Raw genomic sequence first — 22,288 nt, 5'->3', positions numbered from 1 at the left:
GTAAATTATAATGATAAAACTAAAAAAATCAAGGATTGTTTTTTATATCAAATTACATTGACACACATTATATAATTGGGTATAATTACCGCATGGTATTTATTATCGCAACAAATCATTGGCGGTGCTATTTTGTTGCTAAAAATAAAATACACATTAATATTTATTCTAATCTGAAGGAGGACCACAATGAAGAAATTTGAATTGAAGGCTGAACAACTAAGATGGCAATGTACACCAGAACTTTTAAAATTTAAATCAACCGAAGATCTATCCCTTTGCGAAGGGATAATCGGACAGCCAAGGGCAATTGAAGCAATAAAACTGGGGTTGAATGTTAAATATCCCGGTTATAATATTTTTATCACAGGACCAGTAGGAACTGGCAGAACCACTGCAATAACAAAACTGCTTGAAGAACTAAAAACGAAAAAAGATAAACTCAAGGATTTATTATATGTTAATAATTTCAAAAATCCTGATTTGCCAAAACTCATTGTCCTTGATGCCGGCAAGGGTAAACAGTTCAAAGATGATATGACACGATTGATTTATCAATTGAAAACTAATATTCCACAGGTATTTGCAAGTGAAGAATATCAAAAAAGAAGAGAAAGGATTGTAAGTAAATTTGAGTTAGAACAGCAAAAAATGATAAACGAATTTGAAAAAAGGGTCGAAGAAAAGGGGTTCAAACTCGTTCAGGTACAAATGGGACCATTTGTGCGACCTGCAATTTTACCAATCATAGAAGACAAACCAAGAAATTTTGAAGAATTGGATGAATTGATAAAGGAAGGCAAACTGACATCGGACAAATTAGAGAAAATTAAACAGGATTTACAAGAACTGGAAAAAGAGATGAGCACAATTTATGCAAAAACAAAAGAGAACCAGGATAAATTAAACGATGAGATTGCGAAATTGAATGAATGGAGTGTAAAACCAATGGTAAGCCACTTAATTGACGAAATAAGAAAAAGATTTGATAATAAAGATATTAATGAATATCTTGACGAAGTTCTTGCTGAAATTCTTACAAATATTGAGAGATTTTTAAAAAAAGAAACACGACCCGATGAATTCAGATTATTTGATGTAAATCTTCTGGTTGATAATTCAGAAACAAAAAATATCCCGATTATTTTTGAAACCGCACCCAATTTTAAAAATTTGTTTGGCACAATTGAAAGATATTCACCTTCACCCGGTGTACTGACCAGTGATTTTCTTAATATAAAGGCGGGCTCGTTCCTTCGCGCCAATGGTGGATATCTTGTAATAAATGCCTTTGATGCTCTCGTTGAACCTGGTGTATGGCAGACCTTAAAACGTGCATTGCGTAATGGTGTTGTAGACATACAGGTTTTTGACCCATTCTACATTTTTTCCACATCAGCATTGAAACCAGAGCCCATAAGTGTTGATGTAAAAGTCGTAATGATTGGAAACGAATGGTTATATTACCTATTATATTATGGTGATGAAGATTTCAAAAAGATATTTAAGGTGAAGGCAGATTTTGATATAGAAATGGAACGGGATGTAAGAAATATAAATAATTATGCCTCATTTATAAAATCAATCTGTCAGACCGAAAATCTACTACCATTTACAAAAGAAGCAATTGCAGAAATCATAGAATACGGTGTGAGGCTTGCTGGAAGAAAAGATAAAATAACTACAAGGTTCCATTTAATCGCAGATATCATTAGAGAATCTGATTACTGGGCAAGACAGAAGAAGAATACGATAGTTGACGCTGAAGATGTAGAAAAGGCAATTGAAGGCTGGCGAAAAAGAGTTAATATGTATGAAGAAAAGATTCAAGAGTTAATTAAAAAAGATATACTAATGATACAAACCAAAGGCAAGGCAGTTGGACAGGTAAATGGCCTTTCAGTTTATCAATTAGGGGATTATACATTTGGAAGACCAACAAAGATCACTGCCAAAACTTCGGTTGGTAGAGCAGGTATAATAAATATTGAGAGAGAAGCCAATCTTGCGGGGAGAACATTTAATAAAGGTGTCCTGATTATCTCGGGATTTCTACGTTCAAGATATGCACAGGATAGACCACTCTCTATGGATGCAACATTGGGTTTTGAACAATCGTATAGCGAAATAGATGGAGATTCAGCATCAAGCGCAGAAATATATGCAATTCTCTCAGCTCTTTCCAATGTGCCAATAGAGCAGGGAATTGCGGTCACCGGTTCCGTGAATCAGAATGGAGAAATTCAACCCATAGGCGGTGTTAATGAAAAGATTGAAGGATTCTATGAAGTCTGTAAAGCAAAAGGGTTCACCGGGAAGCAAGGTGTAATCATCCCCAAGGCAAATGTCAATGATTTAATGTTAAAACAGGAAATTGTTGACGCAGTGAAAAGAAAAAAATTCCATATTTATGCGATCAAAAATATTGATGAAGGGATTGAGATCCTCACCGGACTGAAAGCAGGTAAAAAAACAAAAACAGGTTTTGAAAAAAATACAATAAATTACCTTGTGGAAAAAAGATTGAAAGAATATGCTGAAAAAATGAAAGGTGAAGAAAAGAGAGAAGAAAAAAGAAATAGAAAATAGAAGAGGGGGCAAACGCCCCCTCTTCTTTTATTTAAGTTTGAAAGTAGCGGGTTTTACCTTTTTGAAGAGCTTGGGATTACGCTTAATCGTTATATAGACCGAACGCTCGGGCTCTTTTCTGTGGAACTTATAGCCACGAGCAATCAACCTCTTTGTAATCTCACGATAATGTAATGGTGTTTTGCTCCTCTTTAGAATATCAACCATCATCATCTTTATTGTAACTCTCTTCTTTTTTATTTTCTTCATGATTTCCTCCCTTTAATTTTTAGTGCACCCGAAAAAATTATTGAATGACAACATTAATAAGTTTGCCGGGCACATAGATTATTTTCTTTATTTGTTTATTATCGGTATGGCGTTTTATCCGTTCATCTGCCAGGGCAAGGGATTTTATTTTTTCTTCATTTGTATTTAACGGGACTGCAATATGACCGCGCACCTTTCCATTTACCTGAAGAACAATCGTCATTTGATCTTCGCTTATGTATCTGGAGTCGTAGCCAATCCAACCCTCTGTGAGCAAACTCCCTTTAAAACCGACCTGGTTCCAGAGTTCATCAGCAAGGTGGGGTGCAAAAGGAGAAAGTAGGTTTATCATAACATAAAGTCCGTATCCAAAAAACTTGTCTCTTTCTTTATATTGATACAAGTCATTCAGCAACTCCCACAACGCAGCAATCGCGGTATTGAATTTGAAAGATTCAAGGTCATCGGTCACACGCTGAATAGTCTGATTTATTTTTATTAGCAACTTCTTTTGATTTTCAGTTTGAGGAGAACCGCATGCTTCTTTTGCAACTGCTTTTTGGTTTTCAGTTACAATCCTATATACGCGGTCAATAAACCGCTGTGCACCCGTTACCCCTTCATCACTCCATTCCATATCCCTCTCAGGTGGCGCTGCGAATAAAATGGTGAGCCGAGCAACATCTGCCCCGTATTTTTCTACAAAGGGGCCGACCGGGACAGCATTGCCTTTTGATTTTGACATCACCTCACCATTTCTCAACACCATACCCTGCGTAAACAGATTTGTTGCCGGTTCATCCACCGGTATATAACCGGCGTCATAAAGAACCTTTGTGAAAAAACGGAAATAAATGAGATGACCAGTGGCATGTTCAATGCCACCAATGTACTGATCAATAGGAAGCCATTTTCTGGCATTCTCCATTGAACAGAACTCTTTATCGTTTCTGGGATCCAGATACCTTAAAAAATACCAGGATGAACAAACAAAAGTGTCCATTGTATCAGGGTCGCGTTTTGCCGGTCTTCTGCATTCAGGACAAGTTGTATTAATAAATTCATCAACTGCGGCAAGAGGTGACTTACCCCTGGGTATGTAGTCTCTTATATTATCAGGTAATAAAACAGGTAATTCTTTTTCTGGGACGGGAACTATTCCACATTTATCACAATAGACTATAGGAATTGGTGCACCCCAGTATCTTTGTCGGGATATAAGCCAGTCTTTTATCTTATAATTTATCTCCTTTCCACCCATACCTTTTTTCTGCAAATATTCTGTAACCGCCTGGATTCCCTGTTCTGATGTCAAACCATTAAATTCACCTGAATTAACCATTATTCCATAATCAATAAATGCATCACTCATATTTTTGGGGTTGATTTCATTATCTTTAGGTTTAATGACAATTTCAATCGGTATGTTATATTTTTTCGCGAACTGAAAATCCCTTGAATCATGCGCGGGAACACCCATTACGACACCACTGCCATACTCAACAAGGACATAGTCAGCAACATATATTGGAACTTCTCTACCATTGATTGGATTGATTGCATAGATACCGGTGAATACACCGTCCTTTTCCTTCTCAGCACGCTCTATGATAGTCCTTCTTGCTGCCTCATTGACATAACTATTAACAGCATCTTTATAGGGTGAATCTTTGATTAAGCCTTCAAGTAATGGATTTTCAGGAGCAATGGAAATAAAAGTAACACCAAATATTGTATCTGCGCGGGTTGTGAACACCTCCAATTTTATGTCTGAATTTTTTACTGGAAATATGATATTAGTCCCTTCACTCTTACCAATCCAGTTTCGCTGCATCTGTTTAACCCTTTCAGGCCAGCCGGAGAGACGGTCAAGGTCTTTAAGCAATCTTTCGGCATAATCGGTAATTTTGAAAAACCATTGATTCAGTTTCCTGCGTTCAATCGGTGATTTGCAGTTAGAACGGTAACAGTGACCATCTACAACCTGTTCATTTGCCAAAACTGTCTGACACCCGGGGCACCAATTCACATATGCCTCTTTTTTATATGCAAGCCCCCTTTTATACATTAACAAAAACATCCACTGGGTCCATTTATAATAATCAGGAAGGCAGGTTATGATCTCTCTATTCCAGTCATAACTTATGCCTAACATCTTCAAAGATTCATCTGAAACGCGGATATTATTCATTGTCCATTCGCGCGGATGGATACCGACCTCAATTGCCCTGTTCTCCGCAGGCAAACCAAACGCATCCCAACCAAAGGGATGTAGCACATCAAATCCTGCTCTTCTTTTGTAGCGGGCAATCACATCTCCAATTACATAGTTTTTACAATGACCCATATGGATGTCACCGGATGGATAGGCAAACATAACCAGATCATAGAATTTCTTTTTTGGATTATTATTGGTAGTAAAAAGCCCATTATCCATCCAGTATTTTTGCCACTTCTTTTCTGCAAGTTGATGATTATACACCATATTTAAAATGTTTTAACTATTAATTAACTGTCAAAATCTCTGCCCCACATTTTTCGCAATACCAGGAATCTGGTGGGTTCATATAACCACATTTGGGACAGGCAATACCTTCTTCTTTCTCTTTTTTCACCTTTTCGGGTTCCTTTTCTTCCGCTGATTCCAATAGGGCATTTGTCTCAACAAGTAATTCATCAAGTTTTTTAACTTCGTCAGGTAATTTTTCTTCAAGGATGTGCTCATCTATCGTCAAATCCTCTGCCTTTTCCTCTTTTTCTGCAATAGGTAATTCCTCTATTTCCTTAGCCACCTGAGGCTCTTCGATCCTATCCGTCCCAATAAGTCCTTCACACCATTTTATGCGATCCTCTAATCTTCTAATCCTTCCCTGGATATCGGTCAAATTACTCTTTGCTTCTTTCTCATATTCATTAAATTTATCTTCACTATATTCACCAATAGAATACCTCAATTCAATTTCTTCAAGATGGAGTTTTAATTCTTTCTGTTTCTGCAACAACTCTGCAAGTTCACTCCTTGCGTTTTCCATCTCTATCTTTAATAGTTCTTTATTCTCCGCAATCTTCTCATCAAGTTTTTTCAATTTCGTTTCGTAATCACTTTTTACTTTAAGATACACCTCATGACTTACACTCGCCTTTTTCTCTTCTATTTTTTGCAATTTGTTGAGCAGGTCATTCCGCTCAGTCTCAATCGCTTTTAGTTTTTCAAAATTATTTTCCATACATTGCTCCTTTATTTAAACCTCCTAAATTTTTTATGAAAAAAATTTCCAGATTAAGTTCTGCGAAATCAGAGCCCGTCTTAACACGATTATCAATGCGAGATAGTTCAGCAGTTATATGCTGGATTGTTTTATCATTCTTACTCTTCTTCGCATAATTACAAAGCACCCTGGAAAGGGCATCAATTAAAACCAGAGGTGACTTCAAATAGGGTTGGATTTTAAGGAATTGCTTAATCGTTTCCGCCTTTCTCTGGAAAAAACTATTGGCAACCCGATAAATATCATACTCTGTTAAACCCTGGGAGATATCTTTTAATTCACTTAAGCCCATTTGCTTTTTCTGGAAAAGATAATTCTCAATTTTCTGTATCTCATTCTTCATACCCGAAACATCATCAGAAAACTCCTCCATTAGGTAATCTATAATTTCATGTCTGTCTTTCAAACCTATTGCCTCCATTTTTTTCATTATCCACCGATAGACAGTTGTATCATCAGGCATTAATACTACAAAGTGGGCATCGGGGAACACTTCGCATACTTTTTTAAAATCTTCAGACACTCTTTTCCGGGAAAGTTTCTTATCTGCATAATACACCATAATCAGACAGCAAGATTTCGGCACATTTTTAAGCATGTCTGCAAATTCTTGTAGCTCACTTATTTTTTTCTTCTCAATATTTTTCAACACCAGCATTCTCTTTGGTGATACAAATGGCGATGTGAAAATTTTATTTATTATATCTGAATAATCATATTCCTGGATTGAACAGGTTTCAAAATCAAAAGACTCATTTATCTTTAGAGCTTTTTTTATATCATTAATCATATTATCAATAAGAATTTGCTCATCGCTCATTATAAGATAGTGATTGTAGATATTATTTTTTGTATCTTTATTTTCCGTATCAATCATATTACTATTGTACTTAAAATTTTTATTCTGTCAAGTAAAAAATCAATATATAGAGGGTGTTGACTTTTCATTATTAACGAATAAAATATAATATGGTCGGCATTGGATACGATATTCACAAACTCGTGGAGAAAAGACAACTCTATTTAGGTGGAGTCAAGATTGATTATCATCTTGGACTCTTGGGACATTCGGATGGAGATGTCCTTTTGCATGCAATTTGTGATGCGCTCCTGGGTGCAGCAAACTTAGGTGATATTGGGCTACATTTTCCACCGGATGATAAGAAGTATAAAGATATATCAAGTTTAAAATTATTAAAAAAAGTTGGTGAATTTTTAAAAAACTCTGGATTTTTTGTTAAAAATATTGATGCGGTAGTAATCGCTGAAAAACCTAAGATTCTTCCTTATGTAAAAGAGATGAAAAAAAACATTGCCCATATCCTGTCAATGAATCAGGAATATATCTCAATCAAAGGCAAAACAAATGAAGGTATTGGTGATATAGGAGAAAACAAAGCAATTGCTGCTTTAGCCGTTTGTGAAATAGGTAGAATATATGATCCCCCTGAAAGATGAGATTGAGTCTCAAACCAGGCCAGTAGTAACTTATATTATCTTAGCAATAAACATAATTATCTATATTTATGAATTTTTACTCGGACCATACAAAGAACAGTTTATCTACCAATTTGGCACAATCCCTTACGATCTTTTTAATCCCAAAGGATTATCACCATATTTGACGATATTTTCAAGTATGTTCACCCATGCAAATTTTATGCATCTTGCCGGTAATATGCTATTCTTATGGGTTTTTGCTGATAATGTAGAAGATCTCCTCGGACATATAAAATTTCTAATATTTTATCTTATTTGGGGCATTGCTGCAGTATTCCTTCATAGTCTTACCACACCAAACTCCAGGATTCCTATGGTAGGAGCAAGCGGGGCAATCTCCGGGGTTATGGGGGCATACTTAATATTTTTCCCTAAGGCGCGAATACTTTCCCTTATACCATTAGGATTTTTCCTTAGAATTGCTTATCTACCTTCTCTATTTTTTATTGGAATCTGGTTCCTTTATCAGTTTTTATTGGGCTTTGTCTCAATCGGAATGAAAGGAGGGGGCGTCGCATACTTTGCACACATTGGTGGCTTTGTTGCGGGTTTACTTTGCGCACTCCCATTTAAGAGAAGAAAAAAGAAATATCTTGAATATGAAATATTTTAATTTAAATCAAATTTGAGGAGGTTTATATGATACAAATTTTGATCATTTTTTGTAATCTTTATAATTACCGTCCGCCGATAGGTGATAAAATAGACCCTAAATGTTTTGAAAAAGAATTTGTCCGTGCCTGGGTTTTTTTTACTGATAAAGGGGTAACTGTCAGTAATTATAACAATGTCTTATTGAATGCAAAGAAATATCTCAACCCCGCTTCTCTGTTGAGAAGAAATTTAAGAAATGGAATTTTTGACTTTGGTGATATACCGATTAAAGAGGAATATATTGAAGAGATACAGAATTCTGGCGGTATCCTTTTGTATCGTTCAAAATGGCTTAATGCTGCAAGTTTTATTCTCACGCGTGACAATCTTACAAGTATTGCAAGTTATGATTTTGTCTACAGGATAACCCCTGTTGCACAATACAATAAGATTATAGAAACTGAAATCACATTACAGGATACCACAGGGGCGTTGACTAACAAGCAATTACAAATGTTTAAAATTGATTCACTTCATAAAATCGGCGTCTTCGGGTCAAATGTTAAGATTGGATTTCTTGACACGGGTCTGAGGAGAACTCATATTGCGCTGGAGAGTTTGAAAGTAATTGCTGAATATGACTTTCTTGGTGGCGACCAAATATATCTTGAGAATATTCCCGTTACCGCCCGATATGGTGTATATACCGACTTATTGTATCACAAAAGGAGTAATCGTGATGAAATATTTTTGATTGGTGATACAAGTTATGTCTATATGCCGGTACGAGATATATTATGGACATATTCAGATGACGGTGGAACTTCCTGGAGTGAATTGAGAAAAATTACCAATAATGCCAACAATAACTGGATTTCTGAGTTTGCCCATTGTGGTAATGATACTACATTTTTATTCTTTCGCAACAGAAATGGTATGAACTTCGTGGCTTTAGATACGGGTATCATTGCCGGACCAATAACAATTATCGGTGGGGGTGAGTACCGGAACCCCAGAGCAGTAATGTATAATGACACTGCCTACTTCTTCTATCGGGACAAACATAATATTTTTCTACGTAAAGGAAATATCAATGGATTTCCCGATCAGATACTTGTGATATCAGAAAGTGCAAGTATTAAATTGTCTTCTGTAATAACAGGTGTTCAAAAACTGGGAATATTTTATTATCATTTCCCGAACGATTCACTTTTCTTTGCCTGGTCCACAATACCAACCGATACATTTTACCAGAAATTTACAGGATTTATTGGCAAAGACTTATCAGCTACAAGTTCCGGTGATACAATATTTGCAATTTTTAAGGATGCCTCTATTTCACCTTTTTACAGGATATGTTTTATTCGTTCTATCGATTTCGGAAATAATTTTACCACCCCTCTCTATCTTTCAGATCAATTGAACTCAATAGGAAAAATCTCTCTATTTCGTAATAGCAATGTAATAACCGCAGTGTGGGAAAGTAATGGCAGAATATATCAGCGTATTTCATACGATGATGGAATGAGTTTTTCTCCTGTTGACTCTATCAATAAAGAATTTGTCTATCTTCCAACCCTTGGTTTAGTTTCTGGAGAAATCAAAAAATTTTACTGCCAGCGTGGAGATGATAATACTGATGGTTATAATCCAGCAGACCCAAATTATTTTCATCCACGGCATGGAACGGAGATGCTTGGAATTGTTGGAGGATACGCAAGAGGTAGCTATATCGGCGTCGCGCCAGGTGCCCAGTTCATCGTTGCCAAAACCGAAAATCCTGACTCACTATATGAATTTCCCATTGAAGAAGATACTTATATTGCGGGGCTGGAATGGGCAGAATCTCAGGGGGCAGATATAGTCTCAAGTTCACTCGGATATACGAACTGGTACAATTGGCCCAACGATTATGATGGGAAGACTTCGCCTGCATCAATCGCAGTGTATGAGGCAACAAAAAGGGGTGTTATAGTTGTTACTGCTTCAGGCAATGTAGCAATACCACAACTCGTCATTCCAGGTGACGCAATTGATGCAATAACTGTTGGTGGCATTGATTCTACATTCCAGAGATGGCGTTATTCAGGCCGGGGTCCCACTTATGATGGAAGATTAAAGCCCGAAATAGTCTGTCTTTCTGCAGCACCCGTGGTCGTTAATCCTGATGAAAAAAATTCCTATTTATTATCATTCGGTACTTCAGGTGCAACCGCCCTCGCCGCTGGAATTTGTGCCCTTCTACTTGAAGGACATCCACGCTGGACTGTTGATTCATTGAGGAAGGCACTGTTTGAGACGGCGAGTTTTGCCAATTCACCGAGTGATAGCATCGGTTATGGCTGGCCTGATGCGGCAAAGGCATTCTATTATACACAACCAGTAATAAAACCGAGTAAGGATTGTGAGTTCCTGACACCTTTTCCCAATCCATTTACAGTCTCAGCGCATAATAGCATATATTTGCCCTTCATTTTGAATACCAAAACCTATGTTGAATTGCGTATCTATTCAATCACCGGCAGGCTGATAAAGAAAATAGAAATAAATAAACCACTCGCACCAGGAAGATATACTGATACAAATCCGCTCTCTCCAAATGCTGCTTTTATCTGGGATGGAAAGGATGAAAATGGAAACTATGTCGGGTCCGGTGTATATTATTGTTTCCTTTATACTTATGGTGCTGGCAATGATGTGACAAAAATTGTTGTTGTAAAATAAAAGGAGGTCCAATGTTTGAAAATCTATTTAAACTGAAAGAAAATAATACTAATATAAAAACCGAAATCTTGGCAGGTATTACAACATTTATGACAATGGCATATATAATTGCTGCCAATCCACTGATCTTACAGGCTGCGGGAATGGATAAAGGTGCAGTTACCCTTGCGACATGTATTGTAGCAGGGTTGATAAGTATTGCAATGGGTTTATTATCCAATTATCCCATTGCCCTTGCACCAGGGATGGGATTGAACGCTTTTTTTGCCTATTCTATATGTGCAGGAATGGGCATAGATTGGCGTATTGGATTGGGATTTTTCTTTATTGAGGGTGTGATAATTGTGATCATAACATTAACGAAACTGCGCGAAATTATAATTGATTCTATTCCCTTCACATTAAAATGTGCCGTTAGCGTAGGTATCGGACTCTTCCTTGCATTCATCGGTTTTGAACAGGCAGGGCTGATCACAAAAGACCCTGTCACTTTCGTAAAAATCTCACCGATTGCCAATCCCGATGTCTATCCAAAGATAATCTTAGCCGGAATAGTGCTTGTTATAACAACGATACTTCTTGTGAAAAGAATCAAAGGTGCGATACTAATCGGTATTCTATTAGGAACTTTATTGAGTTTTATACCTTTCTTCAGAACCAAAGGTGAGATACTACAATTATTAAAACCTTCTCTTGCACCCACTTTCTTTAAACTTGATATAATCGGTGCCCTACAATGGTCATTCGTAACATTGATATTTACCCTGTTATTCGTTGACTTCTTTGACACGGCAGGCACTGTTATCGGGCTTGCAGTGAAGGCAAAATTTATTGATGAAAAAGGACACATTCCGAGGATAGGAAGGGTTCTATTTGCTGATTCACTTGGACCTGTTGTTGGAGCATTGGTAGGAACATCAACCGTGACCTCCTATATTGAGAGTGCAGCGGGAATAGAAGAGGGCGGAAGGACCGGTTTGACTGCGGTCACCACCGGCATTCTGTTTTTGATTGCAATATTTGCCGCACCCCTTGTTGGTTTCATTCCATCTGTCGCAATTGCGCCCGCCCTTATCATCGTCGGTATAATGATGATGGAATCAGTCATAAAAATAGATTTTTCAGATTATTCTGAGGCAGTGCCTGCCTTTATCACAATTGCAAGTATGCCCTTCACATACAGTATTTCAAATGGGATCTCACTCGGTTTCCTTTCATATGTCCTGATAAAATTATTCAGTGGAAAAGGAAGAGAAGTCTCGGTAATAATGTATATCCTTGCAATATTCTTCTTGATATTTTTCATCACCAGCCCGGTGTTTAAAAAATGAAATTAGGAAAAAAATCGTTAATCCCTATTGCCCTAATAGCACCACCTGGTGGGAGAGAACTTACCCAGCTCGTTGATAAAGAACTCATTAAAAGGCGCTATAAAAATAGCAAAGGCAAAACATTTATTGTTCCCTGTGAATGTCCGAGATTCGCGAATGGCGAAGCCAAGGCAGTTCTATATCAATCGATCAGAGGATGCGATGTTTATATAATTGCTGATATAGGAAATTATGGGTGCAAGTTTACAATTCAAGGTATTGAATCACCAATGAGCCCTGATGACCATTTTCAGGATATAAAAAGGGTAGTGGCAGCGATTGGTGGCAGGGCAAATCGGGTGAATGTCATTATGCCATTGCTTTATCAAAGCAGACAGCATAAAAGGACTGCGAGAGAGTCTCTTGACTGTGCACTAGCCTTACAGGAATTACAAAATCTCGGGGTAAAAAATATAATTACATTTGATGCCCATAACTCCCATGTCCAGAATGCTGTGCCTTTGATGGGTTTTGAAAATTTACATGCAAGTTATCAGATAGTCCGCTCTCTTCTGGAAAATGAAAAAGAAATTATTGTAGATAAAAATAAACTTATGGTTGTTAGTCCAGATGAGGGTGCGGTTGACCGCTGCCTTTATTATGCCAATAGCCTGGGTGTTGAATTAGGTTTGTTCTACAAGCGGCGTGATACAACAAGGATTGTTGATGGTAAAAATCCAATTATAAAACACGAATTCCTGGGCACAAGTATAGCAGGTAAAGATATTCTAATCGTAGATGACATGCTTGCCTCAGGGCAATCAATGCTTATGTCAGCCGAAGAATTAAAAAAATACGGTGCCAATGATATCTATGTGATTGTCACATTTGCACTATTAACAGATGATGGAATAAAAAGATTTGAAAATGCGTTCAAACAGAAATTAATAAAAAGGGTTTATGCCACAAATCTTACCTATAGAAATCCAAAATTGAAAGATACGAAATGGTTCAGAGAAGTTGATGTATCAGAATTTATTGCCTATTTTATTGACCGGTTCAATCGTGACGAATCAATAAGTGCACTCCTTGATACATCAAGCAAGATTCATAAGTTTTTAAAAAGGCATTGATTTTTGTAATACATAAACATTTTGCAACCCACCTCCACTGGGATTTAAGGCTGGAAATGAATGGTGTCTTAAAATCCTGGGCAGTTCCCAAAGAACCACCTTTAAAGCCTGGCATAAAAAGGCTCTGTATCCAGGTTGAAGACCATGATCTTGGTTATGCTGATTTTGAAGGAGAAATACCTGAAGGACAATACGGAGCAGGTAAGGTAGAAATATGGGACAAAGGAGAATATGAAATCATTGAAAATAATGATAATGCAATAAAATTTAAGGCGGGAGGCAAAATATTTAAAGGCATTTATGTTCTTTATAAATTTCCCAAGGCAGGAGAAAACTCCTGGTTATTATTCAAGGTAGAGAATAAATCATAGAATACTATTTATCATTTTAACAAGTTATGAATCTGTAAGAATTTTAGTGGCAGACCTTGGTCTGCAATCGTCGGGCAAACCTTTGAGTTTGCTACTATTGGAGTATGGGCTTTAGCCCAGTGACGTGGAGTGCATCAGCTTGCTGATGCGTCGTTGTCGCGGAACGCATTGGCTTGCTAATGCGTATTTTATGTAGCCGCAACCTTCAGGTTGCGTAGGGTTAATATTATCCTCCACGCTACTGAAGTCGCTACTCCAGAACACAAACCTTCAGAGGACGTGTCATAATCCGTAAAAATGGTAGCCGCAGGCTTTAGCCTGCGGATGAATATGTCTAAATCCCAAGGGATTTCGCACCCTAAAGGGTGCGGCTACACACAAATTTTTAATTGCAACACAACCTTTTCAGGGTTTGCGCTATTATTATCGCGACTGGGAAGTCGCTTCTACAAACTCGCTCCCCCGATGCACCGATTCTCCGGGGCACCGATGCCCAAAGACAAAATATTAAAATTAAAAAATATCTGACTTGACATTGCTTACTTGGTAGATATAATCATCAAGAAAGGGGGTTTTATGAAAAAATTTTTTATGTGGGGAGTGTTAATAGTTACTTTGTCATTTGGTCAAAATCTTCTACCCAATCCCGGGTTTGAAAACTGGACCGGTGGTATGCCTGATTACTGGTACAAAGATGATTCAATACTAATTTATCAGGAAGATGTCATCGTCCATTCGGGAAATTTCAGTGTGAAAGACAGTTTGATAACCACAACCCAAGATAGGGCGGATTTCACCTCTGAGAAATTTGCAATCAACCCGAATACAGAATATACATTCACGATATGGGTTTATGATAATGACCTTGCAGGCAGGGTAAGACAGGCAATTGCCTGGCGTGTGGGTGGAACCTGGAGCAATGTCTGGTCAAATAATTATTCAGGAAATTCAACCCAATGGCAACAACTCACCCTGACCGCAATATCCCCTAATGGTGCTGACTCGGCTTATGTCTTCATCCGCGCCTATGATAGTATTCAGGCGTGGGATGGTGGAGCAGTCTTCTATCTTGATGACGCATCATTCACACCACCCCCAACCCAGGCACCGGTGATCGTCAGGGTCTGGCACACACCGACAAATCCAGATGCTGGAATAACAACAAATGTATATGCAAAAGTTTCCGATGATGGGATAATCGCTGCGGATACATTATTCTATGGAATAAATAATCTCAACACACCGATAAAAATTTCGCATTCGGCTATCGCCAATGATACATTTAGATTTCAGATACCAGGACAATCTGCTGGTGATACTATCTTTTACTATTTAAAATTCACCGATAATGATAATCTAAGTACCTTCTCCGACACCTATGCCTTCTATGTAGGCAGAATCAACATCTATATAAACGAAGTATACTATGATGCACCAGGTACTGATTCTGGCTGTTATATTGAATTATATGGAAACCCCAATACGAATCTCAATGGTTTTACACTCGTCGGTATCAACGGCACTGGTGGTGTCCCTTATGCGACGATAAACCTTTCCGGGTATTCAATCCCACAGGATGGATTTTTTGTCGTGGCTCAGAATTCCTGGGTTCCAAATGCAGATCTGGTTGACCCGAACGCCGATCTACAGAACGGACCTGACAATCTTGAATTGAGATTCAATAATATTGTGATAGATGCCCTTGGCTATGGTGTTCTTGATGGCTGGGTATTTACTGGCGAATGGCTACCTGCGACTGATGTGAACGCAGGGCACTGCCTGGGAAGATATCCAGACGGTGATGACACTGATAATAACTTCGTAGATTTTAATGATTATGATACACTTACACCAGGATTACCAAACCCAGTTTTGGGAATTATTGAAAGCAGGCATAAAATGGTCAAAAATATGTCTGTTAAAAACCCTGTGCTTTCATATATGAAATTTTCTGAAATAATAACGAACACCCTTTCTGCGCCGATTTATGTTTATAACATTACTGGACAGGTCATTAAAAAAGTTGAAGATAAAAATGCCCGTATCAATCTTCCTGCTGGGGTTTATTTCCTAAGAACAGAAGGAGACAGTCAGAATAATTTCAAAATAGTTATAATAAAGTAAAATTAAAAATCCTGGGCAGATAATATTATACCGCCGGAGAATTTTCTCGTCTTGTAAGAATATAGGGCGCTAAGTTTTAGTTTTGTTGTTCCCAACTCAATCCCCGCGTGCCAGTTCCATTTTGGGTCCGAGATAAAATTGAGTTTAACACCATAACTTGGATTTATGATCGCTCCAAAAATAAAGTCTGTAGAATCATCAATCCCTTCATAAATCAATTCGCCGGCGATCGTAATTATCCCTCCACCGATTCTGACTCCAGCACCGGTATGGGTAATTTTCTTTTTCGCAAGATTTGTTTTATAGCCGAGTCTGACATATTGATTTACAACACAGATCAAACCAATTATATTCTCAGTCGTATCACCAAATTGCCTCGCATATCCAATTGAAAATGCACCAGGTAATTTTACGCCTGAGCCAATTTCAAAAATAATATTTGTATCCGCGCGAGAGATACCAAATCCAAGGTTGCCGAGGGTAAGACCACTATTGATGTTTTTGGGATGATAGGTAAAAAATAACTCGGCGCCCGTTTCAATACCAATCCCTGCAGGGTTGCTCAAAACACTTATTGAGCGGATAGGCAAAGAAACAAAATTAGCCTCATTAAATGGATTTACTGAAACTAAAAATAGTATAATAGCCATCAATAATTATATCCAGAAGCATAAATAAATCAACAAGATAATACGGACTTATTACTCTACCGTTAAAAATCCTTGTGTTGTTGAACCAAAGACCTCAGGCGAATACATCTCTTCTGCCTTTGCACTGGGTGCAAGAAATTTTCCACCGGTTCCAGCACGGACAAAATAGACCTGGGTATGCTCACCCGGGAATAGTTCCTGGGCAAAGAATAACATCTTATCGTCATATTGCTCTTCATGGTCAAAACTACCCCACCAGTGTCCCTTTTCTTCATATTGTTCTTCCCAGTATTGCTCCTTGACAGCACGCGCTTCAGTCACAAAAGAAGTCTGGACCGGCTCAAATCCTGCAGGCAATGGGTCTTCAACAACGGCGAATATCCGCGTCTCTGGCACAACGATATGTAGCACGACCTTATATACCTCTCCCCTTCTGAATTTATTCACAGGTTTCCCATCAAGGGTCAGTATCTCTTTCCACAAATAGAATCCTTCATCAAAGGCGATCGGATTTTCTTTATATGCATAAGACATTCGCAAAGTATAGTATAATCTTCCTGTTCCCTGTTTTGAGACCCTTATTGGTAATAGTGTGTTCTTCTCAATCTTATCAAGTGAAAAGAAAAATCTTCTTGGTGGCTCATTGGTCCTGCCCTTGAAGGTCTCTTTGAGAATTTCTTTTTCGCCAAGAATAATCTTTGCTACAAAATTCGGCTCTTCTTTTTCGTACTTTTTGTAGTATGTCTGGAAGGCATCAAAGACAAAGGCATTTTCATGGGTCGTGGGTTTAGTCTTTTTGGAACGTTCCTGGACGAGCCACTTTATCGTCTGGTCTTTATACGGAAAGTCAATATCAAGTTCGGTGAATGTCTGAATCACAAAGCCGGTCACCTTTGCCGGCGAAGGGAATGTCCAGCCCCTCAGTTCATCTTCTTCAAAATGGGCACTCGTTGGCGAAAGTTTAATTTTGTTTGTTATCGCCCGAACGAGTTCATTTTCAAACCGCGGACCAAGACCGAACTTTCTTCCTGCCTTCAATAATAAAGTCTTTCCAAAGACTGGAATCTGTTCCCTACGCTCAAAGAGTTTATTCGCATAACCTGCCTCGCCCATTTCACCCCAGATACTCAATGAATACAGACAAAAAGACATTGTCGTCAGTTTTTCATAAACATTATAAGGATATGTCCAGTCAACTTCCTCCCAGCGCAGGACGCCTTTCAAATATTCTTTTCCCTTTTCAATAACCTTTGAATCAATCTTGTATCCAGCATCGCTTGCCCTTTTTAAAACATACATTGTATATGCGGAGAGATACGGACAGGGATACCAACTTTCTTTGAAATACAAAAATCCACCACTATATGTCTGATATTGCGGAACTTCATCAAGGACCTTCTGGACCGAATCCCTTAATTCTTTGCCCGTGACCGGAGCGAGTTTGAATTGATTAATTATTTCTTCACCAACAATGAGTGGCAGAATCCTTGATAATCTCTGCTCAAGACAGCCATAAGGATAGTCAAGCAAATGCTCAATACCCCTCTTCATCCCGGCAAGGACCGAGGATGATAGCAGTATCTCAAGGCCGCCGGTATCTTCATAGATATTATCCGGCACGATAATTCCTTCAAGTGCCGAATCAGTGGTGGAAGAGAATGTTGCCACTGCCTCAATGAATGGCGGCGATTTTATAGGAATAGAAAGTTTTAGTGCATCCTTTTCATTTCCCATACTCGCATTGAACTTGAATACTGCATTGCCAGTCTTTTCGGCAATAAAGTCAAAAAGAACCTCTTTGCTCGTATTAGGCAATAATTTTACACTCTTTTTATTACCCCCGAGCATTTTAAGACCTTCTATATTACATTCTACACTTGCATTATTTTCCTGATTCGTCCGATTATGCAAGACAACACCCGCGGAGAATTTATCACCGGCCCGGCAAAATCTTGGGATTGAACCGGAAACTATAAAGGGCAGATTTACCACAAATGTGGACTCTGCCGAACCGAATTCACTATTCCTTGTCTGGGCAACGAGCATAATCCTGAACTTCGTGAGATTATCAGGTAGAACAAACTTTACTTTACCCTTGCCTGTTTCATCGGTCTTTAAGTCACCCTTGTAGTATACCGTTGAGATAAATTTCTCACGATAAGGGATACCTTCACCAGCACCACCGCCGCCCCTTTCTTCACCTTTTTCACCATAACTCCTTTCACCGAGGATATTCAACCGTGATTCAATCGTCTTTACTGAGAGAGGCCTAGTACCATAAAAATAATCAAATGGCTCAGGGGTTTTGAAGGCAATTAAATTAAGCACGCCGAGGTCAACGACAAATAAACTTAGTTCACAATTCTTTACCGGCCTATTCAAATAGTCTTTTACTTCATAAAATACGGTAACACTGTCCCGTGGACGATATTCTGTTTTGTCTGAATGTGCTTTTACAACAAGATGTTTCTCCTTTGTATCAACCTTCAGATTCACATAACCAATCTTGAACTGGGGTTTGCCCAGATCTTCCTGTTTCTCTTCATCCCAGGATAAATCCTCAACCCTGCCACGCAATAGCATTACGCATACATAAATATTGGGTAAGTCAATGGATTTAATTGGAACCTCAATATAATCCGCATTTCCCCTTATTTTCTTTGTCCACTTACGCAATATCAATTCTCTTTCAACTGTTATCAGGGCATTTGCTGAATCATAAGGTGACTTTACTAAAATCCTTGCGGTATCACCAACCTGATACATATCTTTGTCGGCAACCAGTTCAATCATATCATCATCACGCATTTGCCAGCCAGCATAACCCGGTCCCGCCACATAAAAATAGGCTTTATTATAAGATTGCCTTCCTTTTTCATCTTTGGCAATCGCCTCCACATAATAATAACCTGGCTTATCTGGTTTGAATCTTATTACATTGGAATCAATCTGGGTTGTAATCTGTTCTTTTTTTATCTCAGTTTCAACATATTCAGAAACCCATTCATATCTACCACCGAGTCTTGCCTTTTTAATTGATTTCCACTCTGCCTTTACGAATTTAAGCTCCACCTTTTTATTACTAACTTTTTCACCCGATGGTCTAATTGTTATCAAACTCAACTCAACCGGCTCGTTGATTGTATATAAATATTTTGCCTTCTTAATACCTATAAGCAAATTTGCCGGAAATACAAGCCAGTTCTGTCTTCCAGAAAGGGTCTGTTTATTTGGTGCGACCACAGTCCCTTCAAGAGTAATCATAGAAGGGGTTTTGATGTCTTTTGGTTGAAGTTTAGCAACGACTGAAAATTTCCCCTGATTATCAAGTCTCCCCCTGCCTGAACCAAGAACACCACGAATATCATAATCATAGCCCGTACTGAAATTGTAACCTTTGTAATGGGGTAGTGAGAAATAATAATAGTCTTTGTATAAAACCCATTCCACTTCCGCATTCGTCATTGGCATACCAAAGAGATATCTTCCTTCCACATTGCCTTTGAATTGGTCGCCAGCGATAAAAGTATCCCTTTCCGCATATGTCTTGACCTCAAATTCTGCAGGTCTGAATGCCTCAACCCGGAATGAATGATAAAAACTGTAATCTTTTTTTGGCAGATAAACACTGATAGAGTAATAGCCAGTAGGTGCATCATCAGGTATATAAAGGTCCTTGAAGAATGAACCATATTGATTGACATTAATTGTATCATCTACAATCGTCTCATCCCTTGAATTTTTTACGACAAATCCAACTTCGCTTATATACGGAAGTATCCACTCACCCCTCTTTTTCTTGCGCAGAATTCCCTTGATATGAACGGTCTCACCATTCTTGTATAATCCCTTTTCTGTGAAGATATAGCAACCATATTCTTCAGACCTGATGCTCCAAACATATGAAATATCAAAACGCCAGGGGTCAATGCCAAAATTCCATTGATTTGAATATACCGCAAGGTCTTCTCCTCTTGAAACCGTGAGCCAGAACTTCGGTTCATAATAAGTTGTATATGATTCCATTTCATATTCACTTTCGTATTCATAGGTCTGTCTTTCCTGGGGTATTTTTAATTCAGCCCAGCCCGGCAGCTCCACAAATCCTTTTGCATCGGTATAACCCTGTGTTAAAACTTGATTTTTGTCATTACGGAACTGAACCAGGGCATTTGCCAAAGGTGCAGTATTATTCAAAGAAGTTATCCAGACAAGATTATTCTCTGGTGAATATTTCCAGGTGACGCCCAGGTCATTGACTTCACAGAACGCCTTGAGGTAACGATACCCTGGATTATCTCCATACTGTCCAAAATTATCAAACTGAATAAAGACCAATCCACCATTCTTTTCACCAAGCGCCTCTTTTAATTCTATCGGGAATCTTATCTTTTTATTACGATAGTTTTTATAAGAATCAACCCGCCATAGTTTTGAGACATTAAATAGACCAGGCGTAGTTAATTTTTCATAGGCGTTAAAGTTTCTCCTTTCATTCAAGAATGGAATTGCACGCTCAAGGCTCACTTGCCCCATTTCCAGATAAACACTATCAACATTAACAAATGTTGCCGGAAATTTCAAATCACTGTATTTCTCAACAATATTTATTCCTTCAGGTATTTCAGCAAATGGAATATAATCACCGACTTTCAGTGTAAATTCATAATCCTTATCCAGATTATTCCCAAATTTATCCTTCAAATTCTTTGATATCTTAATGCGATATGTTGAATTTAACTTAAATGGCAGATAAAGATAAATACGGGTTTCAGGGTATGTCTCCTGTGTGTAATGCTCTGGTATTGAATCAAGGGGCGGATTAAAAGAAATATTTTTTATCACCTCGCTATGGGTAACCGGATTGGAAAAACACAAACTTAAAGGATAGCCCCCGGAAATATATTCTACATAGTTAACAAGTGAAAGATAATTATAGGTATTGAATGTTAAGGTGCGTTCAAGGGTTGTGCCGAGATTACCAACTTTTGCAAGCAGACCCGGGAAAATATTGACTTCAATCAATGCCTCCCGGGGAAAAGCCCTTGTAGGCACAAGGACCAGTGTTTTATTGTTATCCCAATCCTTTAATGGCCAATCTGTTTTTTCCTTATCCTGCAGTTTTCTTATGCTGAATGGAATCTCTTCCTTGTACGGTGCATCTTTGGGTTCCTTGCCACCACAATAGACATAAGAAGGTTGCCCATATGTAACAAATATCTTTATCTTATCCCGTACCTTTTCTGGTGCCATTTCAAGATTGAAATAAAGGTAAATCGGGGATTTTAAATCAATAAAATTTGAACCATCATATGGCTTAGAGCTGAGCAATGTTGGTCTCACACTCTCAAATTTCCAGGAGGTATCTCGTTCAAGACGCATCCCGGTTAGGGATTGAATCTTATCTTTTTTTAGCGTAACAGTGAATTCTGTTGCAGGTTGCAAGGTATCTGAAGGTATAAATGCTAAAGTTCTTGAACCGAGCCAGCGATATTTACCCTTTATCGGTGGATTGAATTCAAGTGGTCCGGATGTTTCTTCCCTTGGTATTGCCTGAATGGGCGTCATTGCCTGATTAAACCCAACAAGAATCTTAAAGGTCTCAAGTTGCCCTTCAACCGAGCCGATTGGTGAGATATGCGTAACCTTCAATGGAATCTTTTCACCTTGAAGAATCTGCTGGGTTGTAATGTCAATAACCCTCTTTTCTTTTTTTGGACATGAAACAAATAGAATCGCAGAAAATATAATTGAAAAAATAAAAAATCTCCTCAT

Annotated in this window: 14 protein-coding genes; 8 read left to right on the top strand and 6 right to left on the bottom strand. The window is 38.2% G+C overall.

Annotation, left to right across the window (positions count from 1 at the left end; all coding sequences use genetic code 11):
• The first annotated feature begins 189 nt into the window (after positions 1 to 189).
• Positions 190 to 2,589, top strand: a complete 2,400-nt coding sequence (locus ABIL69_03940; protein ID MEO0123136.1) for an ATP-binding protein — start codon at positions 190 to 192, stop codon at positions 2,587 to 2,589.
• 27 nt (positions 2,590 to 2,616) lie between these two features.
• Here ABIL69_03940 and ABIL69_03935 read toward each other — a convergent pair whose 3' ends face one another.
• From ABIL69_03935 to holA, 4 genes are read right to left on the bottom strand one after another with little or no spacing between them, the layout of a single operon-like run.
• Entirely contained in the window at positions 2,617 to 2,838 is a 222-nt protein-coding gene (locus ABIL69_03935; GenBank protein MEO0123135.1) for an HTH domain-containing protein, read from the bottom strand.
• Between the two features lie 37 nt (positions 2,839 to 2,875).
• A complete protein-coding gene (leuS, locus tag ABIL69_03930; protein ID MEO0123134.1) occupies positions 2,876 to 5,323 on the bottom strand; it encodes a leucine--tRNA ligase in 2,448 nt (815 codons plus the stop codon).
• Between the two features lie 19 nt (positions 5,324 to 5,342).
• Complete coding sequence (locus ABIL69_03925; GenBank protein ID MEO0123133.1) at positions 5,343 to 6,065, bottom strand: zinc finger protein; 723 nt, start codon at positions 6,063 to 6,065, stop codon at positions 5,343 to 5,345.
• Positions 6,055 to 6,984, bottom strand: coding sequence for a DNA polymerase III subunit delta (gene holA, locus ABIL69_03920; protein ID MEO0123132.1), 930 nt, complete (start codon positions 6,982 to 6,984; stop codon positions 6,055 to 6,057). The genes ABIL69_03925 and holA overlap by 11 nt, the downstream gene beginning before the upstream one ends.
• A 92-nt stretch (positions 6,985 to 7,076) precedes the next feature.
• On the opposite strand from holA, the gene ispF reads away from it, so the two are divergent.
• The 7 genes from ispF (at position 7,077) to ABIL69_03885 (ending at position 15,863) form a co-directional block, all read left to right on the top strand.
• Entirely contained in the window at positions 7,077 to 7,565 is a 489-nt protein-coding gene (gene ispF, locus ABIL69_03915; protein MEO0123131.1) for a 2-C-methyl-D-erythritol 2,4-cyclodiphosphate synthase, read from the top strand.
• Positions 7,546 to 8,220 (top strand): rhomboid family intramembrane serine protease, encoded by a 675-nt coding sequence (locus ABIL69_03910; protein ID MEO0123130.1) that lies wholly within the window; start codon positions 7,546 to 7,548, stop codon positions 8,218 to 8,220. Before ispF ends, ABIL69_03910 begins: the two co-directional genes overlap by 20 nt.
• Positions 8,221 to 8,246: 26 nt before the next feature.
• Positions 8,247 to 10,925, top strand: a complete 2,679-nt coding sequence (locus ABIL69_03905; protein MEO0123129.1) for a S8 family serine peptidase — start codon at positions 8,247 to 8,249, stop codon at positions 10,923 to 10,925.
• Positions 10,926 to 10,936: 11 nt separating this feature from the next.
• Positions 10,937 to 12,256, top strand: a complete 1,320-nt coding sequence (locus ABIL69_03900) for an NCS2 family permease (protein ID MEO0123128.1) — start codon at positions 10,937 to 10,939, stop codon at positions 12,254 to 12,256.
• Positions 12,253 to 13,368: a ribose-phosphate pyrophosphokinase gene (locus tag ABIL69_03895; protein MEO0123127.1), complete on the top strand. Its 1,116-nt coding sequence runs from the start codon at positions 12,253 to 12,255 to the stop codon at positions 13,366 to 13,368. The genes ABIL69_03900 and ABIL69_03895 overlap by 4 nt, the downstream gene beginning before the upstream one ends.
• The gene (locus tag ABIL69_03890) at positions 13,365 to 13,739 is read left to right on the top strand and encodes a DNA polymerase ligase N-terminal domain-containing protein (protein ID MEO0123126.1); all 375 of its coding nucleotides are present in this window, start codon (positions 13,365 to 13,367) and stop codon (positions 13,737 to 13,739) included. The genes ABIL69_03895 and ABIL69_03890 overlap by 4 nt, the downstream gene beginning before the upstream one ends.
• A 576-nt stretch (positions 13,740 to 14,315) precedes the next feature.
• Positions 14,316 to 15,863 (top strand): T9SS type A sorting domain-containing protein, encoded by a 1,548-nt coding sequence (locus ABIL69_03885; protein MEO0123125.1) that lies wholly within the window; start codon positions 14,316 to 14,318, stop codon positions 15,861 to 15,863.
• Between the two features lie 2 nt (positions 15,864 to 15,865).
• Here the strand turns inward: ABIL69_03885 and ABIL69_03880 are convergent, their stop codons facing one another.
• Positions 15,866 to 16,513 (bottom strand): hypothetical protein, encoded by a 648-nt coding sequence (locus ABIL69_03880; protein ID MEO0123124.1) that lies wholly within the window; start codon positions 16,511 to 16,513, stop codon positions 15,866 to 15,868.
• A 51-nt stretch (positions 16,514 to 16,564) separates the two neighbouring features.
• Positions 16,565 to 22,288, bottom strand: a complete 5,724-nt coding sequence (locus tag ABIL69_03875) for an Ig-like domain-containing protein (protein MEO0123123.1) — start codon at positions 22,286 to 22,288, stop codon at positions 16,565 to 16,567.

The sequence above is a fragment of the candidate division WOR-3 bacterium genome (assembly GCA_039802005.1).
Classification (GTDB): Bacteria; Hydrothermota; Tepidihabitantia; order SM23-42; family JAOAFX01; genus JAOAFX01.
This window is presented reverse-complemented; position numbering and strand designations above follow the sequence as displayed.